Origin of the sequence: Shewanella sp. LZH-2 (genome assembly GCF_016859145.1) — a bacterium.
GTDB lineage: Bacteria > Pseudomonadota > Gammaproteobacteria > Enterobacterales > Shewanellaceae > Shewanella > Shewanella xiamenensis.
Genome location: NZ_CP069350.1, coordinates 3,863,983 through 3,885,028 on the forward strand (window position 1 = coordinate 3,863,983; position 21,046 = coordinate 3,885,028).

A 21,046-nucleotide genomic window follows, 5' to 3' on the forward strand; every position below is an offset into this window, starting at 1 on the left:
TAAGCCTCCATTGCGCTGTTTAAAGGAGTAACAGTATGACTCGTCCTATTATTCTGGATTGCGATCCTGGCCATGATGACGCCATTGCGCTCATTTTAGCCCTCGCCCATCCAGAGCTCGTTCCACTCGCCGTCACCACTAGCGCGGGTAACCAAACCCCCGATAAAACACTTAATAACGCCCTGCGGATCTTAACCTTATTAAATCGCAGTGATATTCCGGTCGCGGGCGGTGCGGTTAAACCCTTAAGCCGTGAGTTAATCATTGCCGATAATGTCCACGGCGAAACCGGACTCGACGGCCCAGTATTACCAGAACCCAGCTTTACGCCACAAAGCATCAATGCCGTTGAGTTGATGGCGCAGCAGCTGCGTCAAAGTGATAAGCCCGTGACACTGGTTCCCACAGGGCCACTTACCAATATCGCGCTATTACTTGCAAGCCACGCCGAATTACACGCCAAGATCGAACGCATTGTATTGATGGGCGGTGCAGCGGGTGTCGGCAATTGGACGCCTGCCGCCGAGTTTAATATTTTTGTCGACCCAGAAGCCGCCGATATCGTGTTTAAATCCGGCATTCCCATTACCATGTGCGGCCTCGATGTAACACATCAGGCGCAGATCATGGATGAAGATATCGAACGTATTCGTGCTATTCCCAACCCTGTGGCTAAATGTGTCGCCGAGTTACTGGATTTCTTTATGATTTATCATAGGGATCCCAAATGGGGATTTGTGGGTGCGCCGCTGCACGATCCCTGCACTATTGCTTGGCTACTCAAACCTGAACTGTTTGATGCCCAAGACTGTCGAGTAGAGATTGAAACCCAGAGCGAATTAACGCTGGGGATGACGGTAGTCGACCGCTATCAGCTTACGGCTAAACCTGCGAATGCCACTGTACTGTTTGGACTCGACAGACAAGGCTTTGTTGACTTGTTAGTTGACAGCTTAGCGGCCTACACTCCAACGTATCTCAACCGCAGATGACACTAAGGTGAACCTTCCATGAGCCATATTCTCGTTATCGGCAGTGCCAACGCCGATCATGTCATGAATTTTGAGTATTTGCCCGCTCCCGGACAAACCCTAAAAAGCCGAAGTTATCGGCTAGAACATGGTGGCAAGGGCGCAAATCAGGCCGTCGCTTGCGCTCGCCTGTGTCTACCCGATTCTCGCGTGGATTTTATTTGCCATGTAGGCCAAGACGGTATCGGTAATGAAATGCGCAATAGTTGGCTCAAGGACGGTATACAAGCTGATGGCATCACTCAAGTTGCCAATATGAGTACAGGTACAGCGATGATTTTTATCGCTGAAAATGGCGAAAACACTATTGGGATTGCCGCTGGGGCTAATGCCCACCTCAGCCCTGCCGAGTTAGAAAAACATTACGCCCTGTTTGCCAATGCACAATACCTACTGATCCAACTCGAAACACCCACTGAGACGGTGAGTAATGCACTGCAAATGGCCAAACGTCTTGGTATCACCACTGTGCTTAATCCTGCGCCAGCGGCCACTCAGGAGCTGGACTACCTCAAATGGGTCGACATTATTACTCCCAATGAAACCGAGGCCGAAGCCTTAACGGGTATAGAGGTCAAGCATGAGGAAGATGCCAAACTCGCCGCCCAATGGCTACATCAACAGGGGATTGCGACGGTAGTGATCACCTTAGGCAGCAAAGGTGCATTTATCAGTAGCGCAGGCTTTACCGGGCTAATTCCGGCACTTGAAGTACAAGCCATAGATACAGTCGCCGCTGGTGATACCTTCAACGGTGCACTGGTTGTCGGCTTAAGTGAAGGTATGTCGATTGCCGCCGCCGTCGGCTTTGCCAATGCGGCATCGGCGATTACGGTTACCCGTGAAGGCGCACAACGCGCCATTCCCTACCGCAACGAAGTGCCGCGTTAATGCCTGATGAGTGCGGCAAATTGTCGCACTCAATCTCTTTCAATCAAAAGTTGTATATACATAATTTACATACCGAATTCATTCCCATTTAATGAATTCAACCTATGCTGAGCAGCGCATACTCGAGTCAAACGGCTCGATCCACCTTGTTCAGAATAAGGAAGTACCAGATGAAAGCGAAAAGCACCACTTTCCGTAACATGACTAGCGCAAGCCTACTCGGTCTAGGATTATTCGTCGCCAGCCAAGCGAGTGCTAACGAATGTGAACTCAAGATTGCTGCGACTGACGCAATGCAATTTGACACTAAAGAGCTATCTGTTCCTGCTACCTGTAAAGAAGTCACACTGACCCTAACGCACACTGGTACCCTGCCCAAAGCCGCTATGGGCCACAACTGGGTATTAACTAAAGCCGCAGATATGTCTGCCGTTGCGACCGATGGAATGAGTGCTGGTGCCGATGCAGCTTATGTTAAAGCCGGTGATACCCGTGTTATTGCTCACACTGCGTTAGTGGGTGGCGGTGAATCTACTTCGATAAAATTTAGTACTGCGGGTATGAGCCCAACTGAAGCTTACCAATTCTTCTGCAGCTTCCCAGGTCACTGGGCGATTATGCAAGGTAGCTTTAAAATTCAAGGCTAATCCCATTGCCTAACAGCTACTTAGGGGAATACCTTAAGATGGCATAACAAAAAGCGGACCTTGGGTCCGCTTTTTGTTGAATGCAGATTGGCTCACAAGCCAGCTTGCCTTCGAGACTTTTGTTCCGAGATTTCTTCTGCGATTTATTCTTCGCCGAACTCGTCTTCATCATCAAAATCATCGGCGTCAGTTGCCGCTTCCGCTGCTAATGCAGCCGCTAATTTAGCCTTAGCTTGTTTCTCTGAGCGACGCTTATTACGCTCAACCAGTGTGCCTAAAAACACTTGCAGCTCGGCTTGACCCCAAGCTTGTGCCTCGGCCTCAGTCGCAAAACCATCATGGCTTTTCGACACAACCGTCTTAGTCGACGTCATACGACGAGTGATTTCCGTCTTCCAACCATTTTCAGCTTGAGTGACGCGAAAATCGTATTTTTTACCCTTGCTCATTCTGCTCTATTTCCTAAATGATGCTTGCCACGTTTGTCTTATCAAGCGATACAAACGCCATCATAAAACAAAAGGAGCGCAGTTTACTTGATTTCGGCACAGAAAGATCGCTTACGAGAAAATTTTCATGCTTAGCACTTTCAAATAGCCGTAATAATCCCAAAAGTAACGCGACATGCTAGATGATTTTTCGCCCTAATCTTAGTCCTAAGCTCAGTATCAAGCTAGCGTAAAAGCGGCGGGCAAACGGTAACTTTTCTTGTTTTGATCATAAAACTGAACATATTTAGTCATCTAGCCATTTTAGAGTGTGAGGTGAATCCATTCACAAAAACTCAATCTAGGAAAGATGATGAAAACCTCTCCAATAACACGCTACATGCTATTTGCCACAACAGCTCTGCTTGCTGGCTGCAACAGTGATACTAAAGATAACGAGACCACAGCACCCACCACTCAAATGGTTGCGGCCCAAGTGGGTGAGCGGCCGCTGTTTCTGGTGCGCCAGATGCAAGACAGCACACTTAAAACCCGCTTAGAGCAATGCACCACTGATCATTTTTATCGCAGTGAGTTTTCCATTGGTCATCGCGGCGCGGCGATGCAGTTTCCTGAACACACCAAAGAATCCTACCAAGCGGCTATTGATTCCGGCGCGGGTATCGTCGAGTGTGATGTGACCTTTACCGCCGATAAAGCCTTAGTCTGCCGCCACTCTCAGTGCGATCTCGCCAGCACGACCAATATTTTGGCCATTCCCGAACTTGCCAATAAATGCTCTGTGCCTTTTACGCCCGCCGATCCGGCCAATGGCATTGCCGCCACAGCAACCTGCTGTACCAGTGATATCACCCTTGCCGAGTTTAAAACCTTAAAGGGGAAGATGGAGGGCGAGAATCCCAAGGCCACCACTGTCGAGGAGTTTATGAATGGTACGCCTAAGTGGCGCACGGATTTATATGCTGGCAATGGCACCCTAATGACCCACGCCGAAAGCATTGAGATGTTTAAAAAGGCCGGTGTAAAAATGACGCCCGAGCTAAAAGCCGCGAGCGTAGCTATGCCCTTCGATGGTTTTACTCAGCAGCAGTACGCTCAGAAGATGCTCGATGAATATACCGCAGCAGGTGTCGATGCCTCACAGGTCTTTCCTCAATCCTTTATTTTGGATGACATTAAATATTGGGTCGCCAACGCGCCTGAATTTGCTAAACAGGCAGTATTTCTCGATGACAGGTACGATTATAACAACGCCTTCGATCCGCAAAATCCAGCGACTTGGTCACCCTCAATGGCGGATTTAAAGACCCAAGGCGTCGAAATTATCGCGCCGCCACTCTGGGTTTTAGTCGCCTTAGATGCGGATAAAAAAATCATTCCCTCGGAATACGCTAAGGCAGCTAAAGCCTCGGGACTTAAGATCATCACATGGTCGCTGGAGCGTTCTGGTTTATTAAAAAATGGTGGCGGCTTTTATTATCAAAGTATTACCGATGCCATTGATAATGAGGGCGATACCTACGAATTACTCGATGTGTTAGCTAAAGATGTGGGCGTGATTGGCGTGTTTTCGGACTGGCCAGCGACTGTGACTTACTATGCCAACTGCATGGATTTATAGGCCAAAACAATAGGCCCTATTTCAAATACCGAGAAACAAAAAAGCGTTAGCAAAAACTGCTAACGCTTTTTATTAACAGATTCTTTTTACTTAAAAAGATGCTGAATATTTTTTAAATCGCCCTTACCTTCGGCAATTTCTTCCGGCGTTAAACCCGTCACTTCATGTGGGAACACTAACCAGTCTTCAGAGGCATGAATATAGTAATCAGGCTTTAAAGGCACAGCGGTATTCTTTGGCTTGTAATAAGGGCAAGCGATACGAATATCCTGCGGCATATTTAAGCGCATCAGTTGGCTTAACTTTTCCTTCAGCGCATGGATACTGCGGCCAGAGTCAAACACATCGTCCACAATCAGTAAGCTATCGCTAGCATTGGCATTTTCAACAATGTAATGCAGACCATGTACTTTGATTTCTTTGCTTTGCTTGTCGGTACCAATACCGTAATAAGACGAGGTACGCACAGCGATATGGTCGGTTTCAACCTTCTTAAAGTCGAAAAACTCTTGTACCGCGATCCCGATTGGAGCACCGCCACGCCAAATACCCACGATAAACTGCGGACGGAATCCACTCTCATAAACCTGTGAAGCTAATAGAAATGAATCTTCGAGCAGTTGCTGTGCGGTAACGAAATATTTTTCTGACATGACACCGATCCCCATCTTAATTATTGATTTTAGGCGGCAAAGCGTAGCTTTTTACCTAGTAAGGTCTGTTCGGCGTCCAAAACACGAGAACAGCATTCTCTTTATAAGAGTCCTAGCAAGTGTAGGCAGCCGCCGAATTTTGGGAGCGAATTTTATACCAAAAAAAACCACCGTGCTGCAGTAATAGTAATAAGTTGTAGATTAACTGCGGTTTATTTTGCATTTTTAGGACGGAACTAACAAAAACGCGTAAAAAAAAGGCCACCCCAAGGTGGCCAACAAGGAACGAGCACAAGCTCAGCGCAAAGGATGGAGCTTAAGTTTGGCGCTTAAGTTAGCTCACTGGGTTGATAATATGTTCACCGACCTTAGTCATGGCGCTGTAGCTACGGCTGGTCGACTCTTCAAACTCCTTCGCCAGAATCGTGCTGACATAATGCCAGTCGCTACGCACCGCTTCCTTAGTGAAGGTTAAGGTCATAAAACCGCGATCTTTGAGGTTGGTGTATTTAAGATCCGGTACCAATTCGACAATTGCCGCCTCGGTCGCGGGGATCTGCTCCACAGGCAGATTTAAGTAATATTCCAAACCAGGTGATGATACCGAGCTTGTGGCAAACTCCACCCCAACACTATTACCGTTGACGTCTTTAAGCTCATTCGCCCAGGCGTTATGGGTGTCACCCGCGATCACCACTAGGTTGTGATTTTTCGATTTAGCCGTGCCTAAAATCACTTCTCTTTCATAGGCATAACCATCCCATGCATCCAAATTATAAGGAATAGATGGCAGTTGTAGTAGGGCGATCACCTCTGGCGTTAACAGGGCTTGGTTGGCCTGTAAATACTGTAATTCCGCCGCCGTTAAGGTTGGATCATTTGCCGCTGCGCGGGCCGCTAACTTAGCCAGCGCACCAAGCATGGCGTATTGTGGAATGCTCATTTGCTGGGTGGCAATCGCGGCAGGTAGAGACATTTTGCCCATGAGGATCTGCTGACCCAACACCTGCCAAGTACCCGTGGCTTGCAATAAGGTGCCCTGTAACCAGAGTAATTGGGTTAAACCCAACATGGTGCGAGAGGTCGATGTCACATCGGCGCGGAAACGCTCGCCATCGAAGGCGCCCGTGCTGGCATCCATATAGTCGGCATAGTCGAGCTGCTTATCACGGGCTAACACACGCGTATCGAGCATATGTAAGTCGACTAGATTACCGTAACTAAAGCTACGGTAAATCTCCTCATGGTTGCCCTCACGCCATGGACGAATCGGCAGCCACTCGAAGTAAGCTTGCAACGCCGCTTCTTTGCGTGCCGCAAAAGTCCCTTCACCTTCGTTATGATTCTCAGCGCCATCACGCCAAGTATCGTTTGCTACTTCGTGGTCGTCCCATACCGTAATAAAAGGCACTTTAGCATGCAGTTTTTGCAGACTGGCATCGGTATGGTATTGGGCGTAACGGGTACGATAATCGCTAAGTGTTAGTAGCTCATTGGCGGGTAACACTTCACGGCCAAGCTCTGCCGCATGTTCGCTGGCATAACCACCACGGGCATATTCGTAAATATAATCCCCAAGATGCACCACGGCATCGAGATCATCCTGCGCCGCAGCCAATTCATACACGTTAAAATAACCCGCAGGAAAGTTAGCGCAGGACATCACGGCTAACTTGACTGAACTCACCTCTCCCTCCGGTAAAGTACGGGTTTTGCCCACGACAGAGATTTTATCAGCCGTCATAAAGCGGTAGAAATAGGTTTGTCCCGCACGTAAACCACGGGCATCAACTTTAACGGTGTAATCACGATTAGCATTAGTGACCATCTCCCCCGTGGTCACTAATTGGGAGAACGCTGCATCACTGGCGACTTGCCAGCTGACTTTAACATCCCCCGCAGAATCCGGCGTCACGCGGGTCCAAAGGATCACCGCATCCTGCGCGGGGTCACCACTGGCAACCCCATGTAAAAACTGTGCGGGCACAGAGTTATCATCATTACTGTCACTACACCCCATTAGGCCGTAGGAAATCACTGCGGCACCAATACCTTTGGCTGACATGGCTAAAAAATCACGACGAGTCACGGTTCGTTTCATTATTATTATTCCTTTCTAAGATGAGGGTTCACTGGTATGAGGTCTAATGAGGCCCCGATTGTGAGACATCACTGTTACACATTTGTGACATCTTTGTCAGCCTTTTATGATTTCTTTTAATTCATAGCCTTATACTGAATATCGTACTTTATTTGTACAATACTGGCATAAGGCGCAATGAAGCTGCTAACATCGAATAAGAGGCAAATCGCTCAGATTTTGGCTCATGCTGAGTCAAACCAGAGCATTGTTAAAAAAGGAATTTAGGATGAAAGTCAGCGATATTATGAGCACAGAGGTCATCTGCATCAGCGATGGTGCGAGCCTTAAAGATGCCCACCATTTAATGCAAACCCGCAGCGTGCGCCATTTACCTGTTATTTCTGAAACCGACGGGACATTAGTCGGTATTCTTACCCACAAAAAGATGATCGCCAGCGTATTGTCTATGTTGAATAAATACGGCCAAGGCGCGCTCGATCGCAAAGAACGCTATACCCCCATAGCGACTGTGATGGACAAAGACTGCCAGCAGTTAACTGCGGATGAACCCTTAACCGTGGTGGTAGAATACTTTATCGATAATAAACTCGGTTGCTTACCCGTAGTCGATAACGATAAGAAAGTATTGGGGATTGTGACTTCTTCTGACTTTATCAAGCTGTGCCGTACCCTGCTGCAACAGCAAGCTTAACGCCTAAGACTCTCCAATTCCTCGCCAGCTCTCGCAGAGCTGGCGAGTGCGGTTATTTCAACATTCCTAAGGAAGCACGTGGCCAAGTTATTAACCCAAGAACAATTTATTCGCGCCTATGAATGCGCAGAATTAGGCTGTATTGCCAATCAGCAACAACTCGCCAAATTGCTCGCCGATCCCGATTATGACGCTTTACATGAATACAGCGCCTACTTTGGCAAAGCGGTGATACAAATCTTCTGTATCAGTGACTTACAAAGTATGGAGGAATTGCATTTTGTCGCGGGTAACTTGAATTGGGATGACCATGATCCCGATATGGTGAGGGCGATTATCGAACATCCGCTCTGCGATGCGGGTACCGCTTTATTGCTTTACTGGTACGGACAAGGCTTTTATTACTCCACGCCACAGACACTCGATACCCCATTTGGACAGCTATTTACAGATATTACCGAGCGTTTTGTTAAGCGCGGCTATGCCAGTTATAAAATCCATTTTGACCCGATTAAAGAATGTTTTATGCCCTCATTAGAGGATGTGTTGACGCGAGGTTACCAAATTCCCGGTGCGCTTTTTGCCCCCTACAGCACCATGGAAATCGAAACCGATGCAGGGCACCCAAGGTATCTACAATTTAAAAATGAACTGCTGAAATCGGGCAAATGGGGCAACCAATAAGGGTTGACCTTTTATTATCAGAACGATTTAAGCTGAGGTTGCTGGCGGAATACGCGTAAAACGCTGCCAGCGACCCGAGCGCCAACGGTGCACCATAATCAAGCCTCGCACCCACTCGTCGGCCGCAACAGCAAGCCAAGCGGCAAGCACGCCATAACCTAAATGCAGCCCAAAGAACCAAGCTAACAGTACGCCAATCCCCCACATGCTAAACAGGCCCACGCGCACCGGAAACGCCACATCCCCCGCGCCTTTTAATGCCGAAATAATCACCAGATTAAAGACTCGGCCGGTTTCCAGCGCGATAGAGCACAATAGCAGAAGTGCAGTAAGTTCAATCACTTCTGGGTTTTCACTCAACCAACCCACAATGGTAAAACGCTGCCAATAAAAGGTTAACACTATGGCAAGGGAGACGATAAAGCCTACTAAGCAATACTTTTGCACCCGCAGCGTTATCTCATCAAACCATTGTTTACCGACGTAGTAACCGGTTTGAATTTGCGCCGCCTGCCCCAATGCCACCGAAAAACAGTAAATAAAGCGACTGATATTCAAGCCATAGGTATAAGCCGTTAACGATAAGGTGCCCATCTGGCTAATAAAATAGATGATGGTCATCTGCGCCACATTGTAGGACAGCATTTCGCCCGCATTAAGCAAACCAATGCGCATCACGCTCCAATAGGTGCTGCGCGGCAATAACTTAAGTCGTTGCATTGGCAGCGGAATACGCTTACTGCGGATCACCGCCAGCATAATCAAGGCGCCGATCATCTGGCTGGTGACAGTCGAAATCGCCACCCCAGTTACCCCATAAACCGGCAAACCAAAGGGAGAATAGAGGGCAATATAGTTACCGAGCACGTTCATCAATCCCGTGCTCAATGTGACCAACATAGCCGAGCGGGTAAAACCGTAACTACGTAAGATGGCAGCAAAGGCGATGTTCATCACCAGCCCGATACTTAAACTGCCGCAGATCAGCAGATAATCGTAACCATAGCCCGCAACCTTAGGCTCTAGCGCAAATAAACCGATAATGCCGTGGGCACCGAAAAACATCGAGGTGCCCATAATCACGGCTAAACCTAAACTTAAGGCCACGCTGGCCACGCCAATATCGGTCGCCTTTTGGGTTCGCCCCGCACCATTATTTTGGCTGATCAGAATGCTGGCGCCCGTGCTGACCATCATGGACATCACCATCATAAAAAACATCAATTGGGTGGTGAGTCCGACCGCCGCAACCGCATTATCGGAATAATGGCTCAGCATAAAAATATCGCTGATCCCGAGTAAGGATTGCAGCAATGTTTCGATAAAAATCGGCCAAGTGAGGGCGACAATGCCCATGCGTTGTTGCAGGGTTTTAGCTGGTGTGGCCACGTCCGATCCTTACCGCGGGAAGACAAGTGAAATAGCAATAGCACGCCAAGGCTGGCGAACGGTAATTTTCTTACATTTTTAGATTGTGCTCAATCCTTCATCAAACCTAAAACCTGCCCCTGCAACCGTATTCATCGGGCGAAGCTCAATACATAGGGGTCACAAAACATCGGCAATGACAAATCAATAAGCGTTAATCAATAACTGCTAATCAACTGAAATAGCAGGGATTAATACCTTATCACCCAATATACACTACCCTTTTTAATATTGAGCCGATACACTTTGCCGACCACAAAGGGCGATAAGCGCTCGCCGAATATATTCAGGGAAACTGCACATGAGCCAACTCTATTTAGAAGACGGAATTAAACAATTGGTGAGCGAGTTTATCGCCGCAGGTTGCCCTTCGGTGCGCGAGCAAAGCCTTGAAGAACGCCGCCAAGGTTATATCGCCAGCACAGTATTGGCAGGCGAGCCGGAGGCTGTGTTTGAAGTTAAAACCTTATCCCTTGAGGGTATAGAATTAACCCTGTTTAAGCCCTCGGCGGATAACAATTTACCCGTGGTTATTTACTATCACGGCGGTTGTTTTGTTAGCGGCGGCATCGCCACCCATAATCAGCAACTGCGTAAAATTGCCAATGATTCCGGCGCATTAGTGGTGGCGGTTAGCTATCGTCTCGCCCCTGAGCATGTGTACCCAGCAGCCCATGACGATGCCTTCAATGCGGCCAATCTCGTGCAGCAACATTGCCAGCAATGGGGCGGCGATAACACCCATATCACCCTGATGGGCGACAGTGCCGGCGGCCATTTAACCTTAGTCACTTGCCTGCGGTTAAAGGCCAAAGGGCAATGGTTGCCTAAAAAACAAGTGCTTATCTATCCGATGTTGGATGCGACCGCCAAAAGCCAGAGTTATATCGACAATGGCGACAAGTACATTATCACCCGCGACACGCTGCTCACAGGCTTTGATATGTACCTCGACTGGCATCCCAGAACCGATGTTGAAGCCAGCCCACTGCGTAGCCAGGATTTAGCAGGTTTACCCGAAACCCACATTATTACCGCCGAGTTCGATCCCCTGTTAGATGAGGGCGAGCAGCTATTCCGTAACCTATTAGAGGCAGGCGTCGATGCCCATTGCCGCCGCTATTTAGGGGTGATCCACGGCTTCTTCCAACTCGCTGGCGTCAGCCAATCGGCACGTGATGCCATGGTGCAAGTAACCCACATTATTCGCACTTAATCCTCACTAAGCCGCATGTCTAGATAAAAGACATGCGGCGATTGAATCCAGTCAACGAATAACCTATTGCATGATAACGCAATGATCTAACGGCGCTATTTCGCCTCTGGTCGACTCAGCTTGTAGATCACATCTTTATGCTGCGGATACATCGCCAGCAAAGCTTCTTGGCTAAACAACTCAAAGTCATCGAAGGTAAAACCGGGTGATACCATACAGCCCACCAGCGAGAATCCATCTTGATTCATCGCCGAGCCAAAAATGCAGCCCTTAGGCACTAAAAACTGTGGTCTTTCGCCCGCAGCTAAATCGAGTCCTAACTGCGCCGTGGTCAGCTCGCCTTCGGGGGAAATCATATAAATCGTCAATGATTGCCCCGCATGGAAATACCACATCTCATCGGCCGTGAGTCGATGAAAATGCGACACTTCGCCCGTTCGCAATAAGAAATAAATACTGCTCCACAGCTGACGACTCGGATCAAAGGCCGAATCGGAGCGATAAGACGAACGGTAATATCCGCCTTCTACATGCTGCTCAAGCGCTAAATACTGAATAAAATCATCTGCCGTGTGCATGGCATTTCCTCGTTTTAAATGTTAATGCGCCAAAGTTTACACTCTCACCTAAATGGGATTAACCCTAATTGTTTGCAGATCGAGGATTTGACCACAAAAACCACCTAAACTGATAAAGCTAGTCGACTATTCATCATATTGTTAACAATGCTGAACCCAAGTTTACGGTTTGAATATCCACAAAAAAAAGCTAAATTCAAAACCAAATAACTGCCAATAATGACATTTGCAGTAGCAAGGATAATGAACACATAAAATGTGTCAGGGAGTAGATTTGATGATCAATGTTGAGCAAATCGCTTTAGTGCTGGACGCCCTTCCCGATCCAGCGTTTATCCTTTCCCAAAGTGGCCGTTATATTGCGGTGTTTGGCGGTAAAGATGATCGTTATTACCATGATGGTAGTGGATTAGTCGGCCTATATATCAGTGACGTATTAAACGAAGAAAAAGCCAATTATTACCTCAGCATTATTGAACAAGCTTTAATCAGCCGTAAATTGCTCATCGAAGAATATGAGCTCAGTAACAAAGATATCAAAGGCTTACCCGAACAAGGCCCCACCGAACCTATTTGGTTTGAAGGGCGCATTCAGGCATTAGATTTTCTCGTCGATAATGAACCCGTGGTGCTATGGGTCGCCAGCAATATCTCCAAACGCCATCAGCTTGAAGTCCAGCTTCGGCAATTAAGCGATACAGACCAACTCACAGGACTATTTAACCGTCGCCGATTAGAGCGCGACTTAAACCTGCTGTTCGATACCTATAGTCGGCACCGCATTCCCGCCTCGATCTTAGTGCTCGATCTGGACAATCTAAAATTGATCAACGATCAACTTGGTCACCATGCGGGTGATAACGTCATCATGGCAGTGGCCGACACTTGCAAGCAGCAATTTCGCAAAACCGACAGTGCCTACCGTTTTGGTGGGGATGAGTTTGTCGTCGCCCTGCCCGGCGTTGAATACGATCAAGCCATAGTGTTTGCAGAATTTCTCTGCGATTGCTGCTTCAAAGCACTACAAAAACACGCCGTAAAAGGGCTCTTCGCCACTGTCAGTATTGGTGTCGCCACCATAGAGGCGAGCGATAAATCCTATGAAGACACCTTAAAACGCGCCGATGCCGCGCTCTATCAAGCCAAGCGGAATGGTAAGAATCGCGTAATAGCCAATACGGCTTAATTTCCGACAATAGGATAGTATAGAGCTTGATATGAGTTCACCTTGCAATATATCACCCCCAGAATTTATGACCTTATAATCATAACACATTGTAATAAAACAAATTCAAACAAGCCTAATATACAAAAACATTTAAGATAAATATCAAAAAAACCAGTTATTGTAAGATTAATAAATTGATAGAGTGAATAAACTCATTTACAATTATTAACCCTATTTTACCTTAGACGACATGATTGCTTATACATAATCAAGTCAACAGAAAAATATTTACACTCAAAATTTAAACAAGGCTAATATAATGAGATATTCTCAGGAAGAGATGAAAACAGCATATAATAATGTTATGAAAAAATGCAAACCTATGGGTGCTATTTTTGGCGCATTGGTCGGTACCATTCCGGCGCTAGCAATTTATATATCATTTGTTTTTATGAATGTTAATGGACCTATTTGGATTTTATGCATTTTGCCTCCAGCTGTAATTGGCATGTTTTCACGCTTTGTTGGAAGAACCTTTAGACCAGAGCATCGTATCCCCACAGGGCTAATCGGAGCAATAACTCATATTTTAGGATGTTACATATTAGGAAGTGGAATAATTTTTTATCTATTAGCACCGATTAATTTTGCAATAGCAATGATAGCAGCAAAAACAAAGCTAAGCGAAGTAGAAGAATGGGCAATTTATCAAGCTGATATTGGAAAGCTATCCTAAAAACATAATAAATAAAAATAAGAAAATGAGATTACTAAATATAGCATTATTCATTCTACTCCTTTGTAGTTTCCATGCCGACTCTACGGAACATTCTGTTAAAAGCTCAACGATAAGCTCCAGAATACAGATTAAAGATATCAATCAAGTGTTGTCAGCTCAAAGCGTAGGTACTCTGGTCATTACAAGAAATCGATTTAGCAAAGATACTCAATCACTATGTACGGGTATTCTAATTGCTGATGACTATCTTATGACAGCGGCGCACTGCATTATCGACCATATGACTGGTGAGGGTGTGCTCAATGCAGAATTTATTCCACAATACCTTGGCGATGGAAAGCAAATTCGTTCAAGAGTGTTTATTGAAAAAGGCTGGGTTCACAAAAAATATTTAACCACTGATTATAAAGATATTTTACAATTCAAAAATGGTTTAGTCTCACTCAATCGCAAACCAAATACGAGTGATTTAGCTATACTAAAAGTCACAAACAGCCAAACAGGATATGGCTTAGGGAAGCAGTACGGATATGTTTCCCCTATTGCAGCAGAAGATGTGTTAACCACTAAAAACCCTAATGTTAGTTTACTAAGTTATCCAGCAGATAAAAGTGGTAATACATTATGGTATCAGCAATGTCACTTAATAGAACACAAGTCATTAATAGGGAAGTTTGACTGTGAAATCTACTCGGGTTCTAGTGGTGCAGGATTACTAATAAAGGCACCGAATTCTGATAAAGATAGAGTGTTAGGGATAGTTTCATCTTCATCGGATAATGGACTATCAGGTGCTGCGGTTCTTTTCTCTACTGAAATGATACAGGATATTCAGAATATTATTAAGAATCGCACTGAATCGATTAAACATTTTAGCGCCGTAAAATTTAAAACAACACCTCGAACTTATGTGCATATTGAAAATCTTTGCAAAAAAGAAATTATTGCCATGGTATATTCAGAAGAAAATAATCAGGGAATGGTTTCTGAGAGTAAAATACCAGTTAATACATCCGTAATTTTTAATAGTATACAATCTAGAATATGGTACAGTCATATCAGAGATCTAGAAGGAAAACCTTACAATTTTGGCAATGATATATTGCTAGATGTTAATAACAAATCATATTACTTTAAAAAAAATACTATTCCATATAAAAATATTGGCAATGGAAGTGTTTTTTATGGTGATTATTTTCTAAAAGTATACTGTATTTAATACAAGCTGCGTTTATTAAACACAGTACTGTACGATGGCCTATAACATCAAACTAGGAACTACGATTTAGGGGCTTGCATCAACACTGTTTAGGTTAGTTTGATGCAAGCCTCTGTTGAGCCTTACTTAACCGCGTTGGCCTTGCGAGCGGCGTGCAGTTTTTTATAGCTTTCGATAAGTCTTAGGTGCGGTTCAATCCCTTCGAGCTGCATGCTGGTCTTAGTTAAACCGCTGAAACGGACTTTACCAGTAACGCTACCGACCACTTGTTCCATCACTTCCGCACCAAACATGCGAGTAAAGTTATGGCTAAAGTCTTCGAGTTCAAGGTCTTCATCCAGTGTCACTTCCAGTACCGCGCTCATTGCTTGGTAGAACAAATTGCGCTTCACGGTATTGTCGTTAAATTGCAAAAACTCACCGACTAATTCCAGCGCCTCTTCATGCGCGCCAAGTGCAAGATAAATCAGGATTTTAAGCTCGATAATCGTCAACTTGCCCCAGACGGTGTTTTCATCGAAGACGATACCAATCAGGGTACGAATATCGGTGTAGTTATCCAGCTGACTTTCCTCTAAGCGATTTACTAGGTTAACCAATTGCTTAGTGCTTAAGGAATGCAGATTCAGAATATCTTCCCGGTAATCCAGCGCCTTGTTGGTGTTGTCCCAAATCAGGTCTTCTACTGGATAAACCTCAGAGTAATCAGGGACTAAAATACGGCAAGCCGATGCGCCTAACTGGGTAAATTCGGCAACATACACCTCTTTACCAAGATCTTCTAAAATGCCAAATAAACGGTCCGCTTCCTCTTCGTTGGTGCCAGAGAAATCCCATTCGCAGAACTCATAGTCATGCTTGCTGCTAAAGAAGCGCCAGGAGATCACACCCGTTGAGTCGATAAAGTGCTCAACAAAGTTTTCTGGCTCGCTCACCGCCATACTGTTAAAGGTCGGTTTTGGCACATCGTTTAAGCCTTCGAAGCTGCGACCTTGAAGTAATTCGGTTAGGCTGCGCTCCAATGCCACTTCAAAGCTTGGGTGGGCACCGAAGGAGGCAAATACGCCGCCGGTTTTCGGGTTCATCAGCGTCACGCACATGACAGGGAACTGGCCGCCTAAGGAGGCATCTTTCACCACCACGGGGAAGCCCTGCTCTTCTAAGCCCTTAATGCCCGCAAGAATGCTTGGGTATTTTTCTAACACCGACATAGGCACGTCTGGCAAAACGATTTCTTGCTCGATAATTTGGCGTTTTACCGCGCGCTCGAAGATTTCAGAGAGACACTGCACTTCGGCTTCTTTCAGGTTATTACCCGCGCTCATGCCGTTGCTTAAGAACAGGTTTTCAATCAGGTTTGATGGAAAGTACACCGTCTCGCCATCAGATTTACGGGTATAAGGAATCGCACAAATACCGCGTTCACGATTGCCCGAGTTAGTGTCGATTAAGTGCGAGCCGCAAAGCTCCTCATCGGGATTGTAAATCTCGAGGCAATAGTCATCTAACAGGCCTGCTGGCAGCGAATCATCCTCTTCTAAGGCAAACCATTTTTCATTCGGGTAATGCACAAACTCGCTACTCGCGATCTCAACCCCAAAGAATTGATCGTTATAGAAGAAGTTATTGTTTAAACGCTCGATAAACTCGCCGAGGGCCGAGCACAGCGCGCTCTCTTTGGTTGCGCCTTTACCATTGGTAAAACACATGGGCGATGCGGCATCGCGGATATGCAGCGACCACACATTGGGCACGATGTTGCGCCATGAGGAGATCTCAATCTTCATCCCCAAATCGGCGAGCATCGCCGTCATATTGGCAATGGTCTGCTCCAGCGGTAAGTCTTTGCCCAAAATATAGGTGCTGCTCTCTCCAGCGGGATGACCCATCAACATGGCATTAGCGTCGGCATCGAGGTTTTCAACGGTTTCGATTCTAAATTCGGGGCCAGTCTGCACTACTTTTTTCACTGTGCAGCGGTCGATAGAGCGCAGAATACCTTCGCGGTCTTTATCCGAAATATCGTCGGGCAATTCGACATTGATCTGGAAAATTTGGTTATAGCGATCTTCTGGGTCGACAATATTGTTTTGCGACAGGCGGATATTGTCCGTCGGAATATCGCGGGATTTACAATATACCTTCACAAAGTAGGCCGCACACAGCGCCGAAGAAGCTAAGAAGTAGTCGAAGGGACTCGGCGCCGAGCCATCGCCCTTATAACGGATAGGCTGATCGGCCGTTACCGTAAAATCGTCGAACTTGGCTTCGAGTCTCAGGTTGTCGAGAAAATTAACTTTGATTTCCATTAGAATTTTTCCACTCAATATGCTCAAACGCGGTAATCGTATCCGTTACCGCACAGCATTGCCCTTGGGCGCTATCATCTGGGGGGAATTATCGGTGTTTTTCGACCATTAGTCTTGGGTTAATTATGTTAAAAAAACACCAGTGGGATTTTTATGCCATAAGCAGCAAGTAGAACTGTGGGATTTATTGCGACATTGACTGTGGTTTGGCTAAGGGTTAATGCTCAGCGTCGCCTTGCTTATCCGCCTCGCGCTTAACCAGTAAAAAGGTGAGATACATCTTTGTCGGCAGGGATAAGGCCATCCCAACGGCAACGCAAACGGCGCTGATAATAATGCCTTTTACGCCCATGGCTTCAACGGTCACATTAAAGTTATGCAGATAAATGCCAAGCACAATCAGGCACAACCCGATGCTAATACAGATTTTTAAGAGGGTGATCAGCCGTTGGTTGGTCACAGTCCTGCCCCTTTTAGTGTGCGCATTTGGTATGTGTCCATCTCGCCTTGTCCACCTCACTTTGATTAAGCTTGAGCTGCGACTCTTGCCCACTTAAGCGAACAAACGCCCTGTCGCATTTCATCAAGAATAACTAATATAATGAGCGCATTGGCTTATTGAGGCTTTGATTAAGATCAACGAAGTACTGCGAGCCGCCCTCATCCTTAAGTCAAATATCATTAAGGTTTTTTGTCGGTTACATTAGATTTTTGTTAACTTAAGCACTTAAGAACAATGGGGATTAGTTATACTGCCCTGCAAATATAGAGGCTTATTTCGGAGTTGTTAAGCATGTCTAATCTCAGTTTACGTAACAAATTGCTCCTGTTAGCGCTGTTCCCGTTACTCTTAACCCTCGTCATACTGATGACTGTTTCCTACCATATTGAACAAGAATCTCTTGCCGATGAGGTCACCGCATTTAGAGAAAAGCTGATTGGCGAGCGTAAAACCCAAATCAAAGAAGCCACCCAAATCGCCGCAGGCATAGTGCAATATCAGTTATCGTTAAAAGAACAGGGCAATGTCAATCAAGCCCTGCGTGATATCCGCTTTGGTAGTTCGGGCTACTTCTTTATTTACGATTCCCAAGGTAAAAACCTATTCCATGCGGTCATGCCCAATCTCGAAGGGCAAAATAAAATCGATATGACCGATCCCCGCGGCACCAAAATTATTGTCGGTTTACTCAATGCCGCGAAAAACGGTGACGGTAACTTCTCGTTTTATTTCCAAAAGCCAAATACCAACGAGCAAATCGAAAAACTCGGCTACTCCATGATGATCCCTGGTACTGATTGGATGCTCGGCACTGGGGTCTATGTTGATGATATCGATGCCGTGGTTGAGGATTACCGTGCAACCGCCTATGAACAAATGATGAGTAAATCCCTTGGGGTGTTATTAATTGCCCTGATACTGGCGGCAATTACTGCCGCAGTAATCCTTTTGACTGCTCATCGCATGGTGACGCCGATTAAGAATATGGCCGATAACTTAAACGATATTGCCAAAGGCGAAGGCGATTTAACTAAACGCCTTACAGTGACGGGTGAGGATGAAATCGCCCAATTAGGCCGCTCCTTCAACCTGTTTGTCGATAAACTGCAAACCATCATTGGTGATGTCGCAAACGCGACCGCCAAAGTCAAAAGCGCGGCCAACGCGATTCACGACCAAACCAAGGTGATGTCGAGCCAGCTTATCAGCCATAACAATGAGACGGATCAAGTGGTTACCGCCATTACAGAGATGTCTGCAACCGCGAGTGAAGTAGCGCAAAATACCACCCAAGTGGCCGAGGCTACCCATGCCGCCACGGGCGATGTGGCCAATGCCCAGCGTTGTGTCGATGCCTCGCTAGAGGAGATTTCGGCACTGATGGCGCAAATCAATAATGCCGCCAGCAATATTCAATCCTTGAGTGAACAATCCAAAAAAATCAACAGCGTACTCTCGGTTATCGGCGGCATTGCCGAGCAAACCAACCTGTTGGCATTAAACGCCGCGATTGAAGCCGCCCGCGCAGGTGAACAGGGACGCGGCTTTGCCGTGGTCGCCGATGAGGTGCGTAGCCTAGCCAGTCGTACTCAATCAAGCACATTAGAAATCAACGAGATGCTATCCGAACTGCACAAGCTTGTGGCCTTGGCAGTCAAAACCATGGAAGAGAGTCAGCAGAGTTGTGTGCGTTCGGTAGACTCGTCCCGCGCTATCTCAGACAGCCTTGGCTCTGTGACCTCGGCAGTAACCGCCATCAATGATATGAGTACCCAAATCGCCACCGCGGCAACCGAGCAAAGCTCAGTGACCGAAGAGATCAACCGTAATGTGTTTGCTATTCAAGAAATTGTGAATGAGCTACTGCACTCCAGCGAAGATGCGGCAAGAGTGAGCCAAACCGTGTCACAGGAAGGGACGAATCTGGGTAAACTTGTGGGTCAATTTAAGATTTAACGCCTAAGACTTCATGTCGGCGGTCGGCGTTAGTCGATTAAGTGTTAATCGATTAAGTGTTAATCGATTCAGTGTTAATCGATTCGGCATAAATAGCTATCTTTAACCACCAAAGGCCTCAAGCAATTGAGGCCTTTTTCTTAGTGGCAGCCCGCTTATGACCACGCCCAAGCTCAGAGCTCGGCATCAAAGCGCGCCAATCTTGCCTCAGTTATGCTGCATTGGGTCTGCTGCATAAGCTCACCTAAGGTAATGGCGGGATTTTCGTTAATCAGGCGGATTAATTTCGCACTCAATGGTTCAAGCTTATCGGCGTGTTGCAGTAAGGCGGTATCGATCTTTTTGATCATAAAGGCAAATTCGGCAGCATCACTCTGGGCTGTTAACTCACCACAGCAGCTTTGAATCGCGATAGCCTGCCCTGTGATGCTCCAATTACGGGAGCGGCGCACCCGCTTTAGCTCGCAGCCGTGCTTTAGCGCCATTGCCTGCGCCCGCTTTGCCGCCTCGCGGCCGATACGATGGATAAGGGATGGCAAGGGAATACTAATATCATCATGCATGGCAAGTTAACTATCGGGCCTTGGGTCGAATGTGGGTGAATAACGGAGCGCGGCTATAAGTTGTAAGCGCGTGCCTTAAGCACTAAGCACTAAGCACTAAGCCTTAAGATGCCTTTAGCGCGAAACCTATAGCCAACGCCGCCAGAGTTTACCTTGCAGGGCGTGCGAACAAAAGACGATACAGGCAGATGCTACAACTCACGCTGAGTGCCACTCGCCCAAGATAGCGGCTTAGGCGTCACAGACTGACAACAACAGTCCTTGAGCAAGGCGGCGGGATTGCCTACAATAACGCACTTTTTGTTCACTACAGATAACGACCATGACTGACACAACAGCACAACCCGCATTACCCGATCGTCTTTCGGTTAACCCACGCAGCCGCCACCATGTAGCTGAAGTCTTCCAATACGATGTGGGTATCCGCGTGAACGGTAAAGAACGTTTCGATGTTGAAGAATACTGCATCAGCGAAGGCTGGGTTAAAGTACCAAGCAAATCCTTAGACCGTCGCGGTCAACCTCTGCTGTTAACCATCAAAGGCACAGTAGAAGCATTTTATCGTTAAGCAGCCACTGCTAACGGAAAATAATAACG

The 21,046-nt window shown here is 46.6% G+C and carries 20 protein-coding genes; 12 read left to right on the forward strand and 8 right to left on the reverse strand.

What is annotated here, in order from left to right:
* The first annotated feature begins 35 nt into the window (after window positions 1–35).
* The 3 genes from rihA (at window position 36) to azu (ending at window position 2,569) form a co-directional block, all read left to right on the forward strand.
* On the forward strand, window positions 36–992 hold the full coding sequence (rihA, locus tag JM642_RS16965; RefSeq protein ID WP_037414420.1) for a pyrimidine-specific ribonucleoside hydrolase RihA: 957 nt from the start codon (window positions 36–38) through the stop codon (window positions 990–992).
* A gap of 18 nt (window positions 993–1,010) precedes the next feature.
* Window positions 1,011–1,922, forward strand: a complete 912-nt coding sequence (gene rbsK / locus JM642_RS16970; RefSeq protein WP_055648146.1) for a ribokinase — start codon at window positions 1,011–1,013, stop codon at window positions 1,920–1,922.
* 170 nt (window positions 1,923–2,092) lie between these two features.
* Window positions 2,093–2,569, forward strand: a complete 477-nt coding sequence (azu, locus tag JM642_RS16975) for an azurin (RefSeq protein ID WP_055648145.1) — start codon at window positions 2,093–2,095, stop codon at window positions 2,567–2,569.
* A gap of 143 nt (window positions 2,570–2,712) precedes the next feature.
* Here azu and JM642_RS16980 read toward each other — a convergent pair whose 3' ends face one another.
* Complete coding sequence (locus JM642_RS16980; RefSeq protein ID WP_037414426.1) at window positions 2,713–3,018, reverse strand: DUF3622 domain-containing protein; 306 nt, start codon at window positions 3,016–3,018, stop codon at window positions 2,713–2,715.
* Window positions 3,019–3,370: 352 nt separating this feature from the next.
* On the opposite strand from JM642_RS16980, the gene JM642_RS16985 reads away from it, so the two are divergent.
* The gene (locus tag JM642_RS16985) at window positions 3,371–4,639 is read left to right on the forward strand and encodes a glycerophosphodiester phosphodiesterase family protein (protein ID WP_188869945.1); all 1,269 of its coding nucleotides are present in this window, start codon (window positions 3,371–3,373) and stop codon (window positions 4,637–4,639) included.
* A gap of 86 nt (window positions 4,640–4,725) precedes the next feature.
* Here the strand turns inward: JM642_RS16985 and JM642_RS16990 are convergent, their stop codons facing one another.
* Window positions 4,726–5,292 carry a phosphoribosyltransferase family protein gene (locus tag JM642_RS16990; protein ID WP_011624046.1) on the reverse strand — a complete coding sequence of 189 codons (567 nt, stop codon included), beginning with the start codon at window positions 5,290–5,292 and terminating at the stop codon, window positions 4,726–4,728.
* Window positions 5,293–5,626: 334 nt separating this feature from the next.
* Window positions 5,627–7,393 (reverse strand): alkaline phosphatase D family protein, encoded by a 1,767-nt coding sequence (locus tag JM642_RS16995; protein ID WP_203432206.1) that lies wholly within the window; start codon window positions 7,391–7,393, stop codon window positions 5,627–5,629.
* 268 nt (window positions 7,394–7,661) lie between these two features.
* Between JM642_RS16995 and JM642_RS17000 the strand changes: the two genes are divergently transcribed.
* Window positions 7,662–8,087: a CBS domain-containing protein gene (locus JM642_RS17000; protein WP_099456992.1), complete on the forward strand. Its 426-nt coding sequence runs from the start codon at window positions 7,662–7,664 to the stop codon at window positions 8,085–8,087.
* 78 nt (window positions 8,088–8,165) lie between these two features.
* Window positions 8,166–8,771 (forward strand): DUF4274 domain-containing protein, encoded by a 606-nt coding sequence (locus tag JM642_RS17005; RefSeq protein WP_203432207.1) that lies wholly within the window; start codon window positions 8,166–8,168, stop codon window positions 8,769–8,771.
* Window positions 8,772–8,798: 27 nt separating this feature from the next.
* Here JM642_RS17005 and JM642_RS17010 read toward each other — a convergent pair whose 3' ends face one another.
* Complete coding sequence (locus JM642_RS17010; protein ID WP_203432208.1) at window positions 8,799–10,160, reverse strand: MATE family efflux transporter; 1,362 nt, start codon at window positions 10,158–10,160, stop codon at window positions 8,799–8,801.
* 340 nt (window positions 10,161–10,500) lie between these two features.
* Here JM642_RS17010 and JM642_RS17015 point away from each other — a divergent pair, with 340 nt between their 5' ends.
* Window positions 10,501–11,415: an alpha/beta hydrolase gene (locus JM642_RS17015; RefSeq protein ID WP_203432209.1), complete on the forward strand. Its 915-nt coding sequence runs from the start codon at window positions 10,501–10,503 to the stop codon at window positions 11,413–11,415.
* Between the two features lie 95 nt (window positions 11,416–11,510).
* On the opposite strand, the gene JM642_RS17020 is transcribed toward JM642_RS17015, so the two are convergent.
* On the reverse strand, window positions 11,511–11,993 hold the full coding sequence (locus JM642_RS17020; protein WP_203432210.1) for a cupin domain-containing protein: 483 nt from the start codon (window positions 11,991–11,993) through the stop codon (window positions 11,511–11,513).
* A gap of 277 nt (window positions 11,994–12,270) precedes the next feature.
* Between JM642_RS17020 and JM642_RS17025 the strand changes: the two genes are divergently transcribed.
* The 3 genes from JM642_RS17025 (at window position 12,271) to JM642_RS17035 (ending at window position 15,119) form a co-directional block, all read left to right on the forward strand.
* Entirely contained in the window at window positions 12,271–13,179 is a 909-nt protein-coding gene (locus JM642_RS17025; RefSeq protein ID WP_047539832.1) for a GGDEF domain-containing protein, read from the forward strand.
* 301 nt (window positions 13,180–13,480) lie between these two features.
* Window positions 13,481–13,897, forward strand: coding sequence for a hypothetical protein (locus tag JM642_RS17030; RefSeq protein WP_047539835.1), 417 nt, complete (start codon window positions 13,481–13,483; stop codon window positions 13,895–13,897).
* Window positions 13,881–15,119: a trypsin-like peptidase domain-containing protein gene (locus JM642_RS17035; RefSeq protein WP_203432211.1), complete on the forward strand. Its 1,239-nt coding sequence runs from the start codon at window positions 13,881–13,883 to the stop codon at window positions 15,117–15,119. The genes JM642_RS17030 and JM642_RS17035 overlap by 17 nt, the downstream gene beginning before the upstream one ends.
* Before the next feature lie 122 nt (window positions 15,120–15,241).
* On the opposite strand, the gene JM642_RS17040 is transcribed toward JM642_RS17035, so the two are convergent.
* The gene (locus JM642_RS17040; protein WP_203432212.1) at window positions 15,242–17,428 is read right to left on the reverse strand and encodes an OsmC domain/YcaO domain-containing protein; all 2,187 of its coding nucleotides are present in this window, start codon (window positions 17,426–17,428) and stop codon (window positions 15,242–15,244) included.
* 217 nt (window positions 17,429–17,645) lie between these two features.
* The gene (locus tag JM642_RS17045) at window positions 17,646–17,888 is read right to left on the reverse strand and encodes a hypothetical protein (protein WP_047538762.1); all 243 of its coding nucleotides are present in this window, start codon (window positions 17,886–17,888) and stop codon (window positions 17,646–17,648) included.
* A 333-nt stretch (window positions 17,889–18,221) separates the two neighbouring features.
* Here JM642_RS17045 and JM642_RS17050 point away from each other — a divergent pair, with 333 nt between their 5' ends.
* On the forward strand, window positions 18,222–19,886 hold the full coding sequence (locus JM642_RS17050) for a methyl-accepting chemotaxis protein (RefSeq protein WP_203432213.1): 1,665 nt from the start codon (window positions 18,222–18,224) through the stop codon (window positions 19,884–19,886).
* A 173-nt stretch (window positions 19,887–20,059) separates the two neighbouring features.
* On the opposite strand, the gene JM642_RS17055 is transcribed toward JM642_RS17050, so the two are convergent.
* On the reverse strand, window positions 20,060–20,449 hold the full coding sequence (locus JM642_RS17055; RefSeq protein WP_203432214.1) for a ribosome recycling factor family protein: 390 nt from the start codon (window positions 20,447–20,449) through the stop codon (window positions 20,060–20,062).
* Window positions 20,450–20,771: 322 nt separating this feature from the next.
* Here JM642_RS17055 and JM642_RS17060 point away from each other — a divergent pair, with 322 nt between their 5' ends.
* The gene (locus JM642_RS17060) at window positions 20,772–21,017 is read left to right on the forward strand and encodes a DUF3297 family protein (protein ID WP_037414354.1); all 246 of its coding nucleotides are present in this window, start codon (window positions 20,772–20,774) and stop codon (window positions 21,015–21,017) included.
* Window positions 21,018–21,046: the final 29 nt, after the last annotated feature.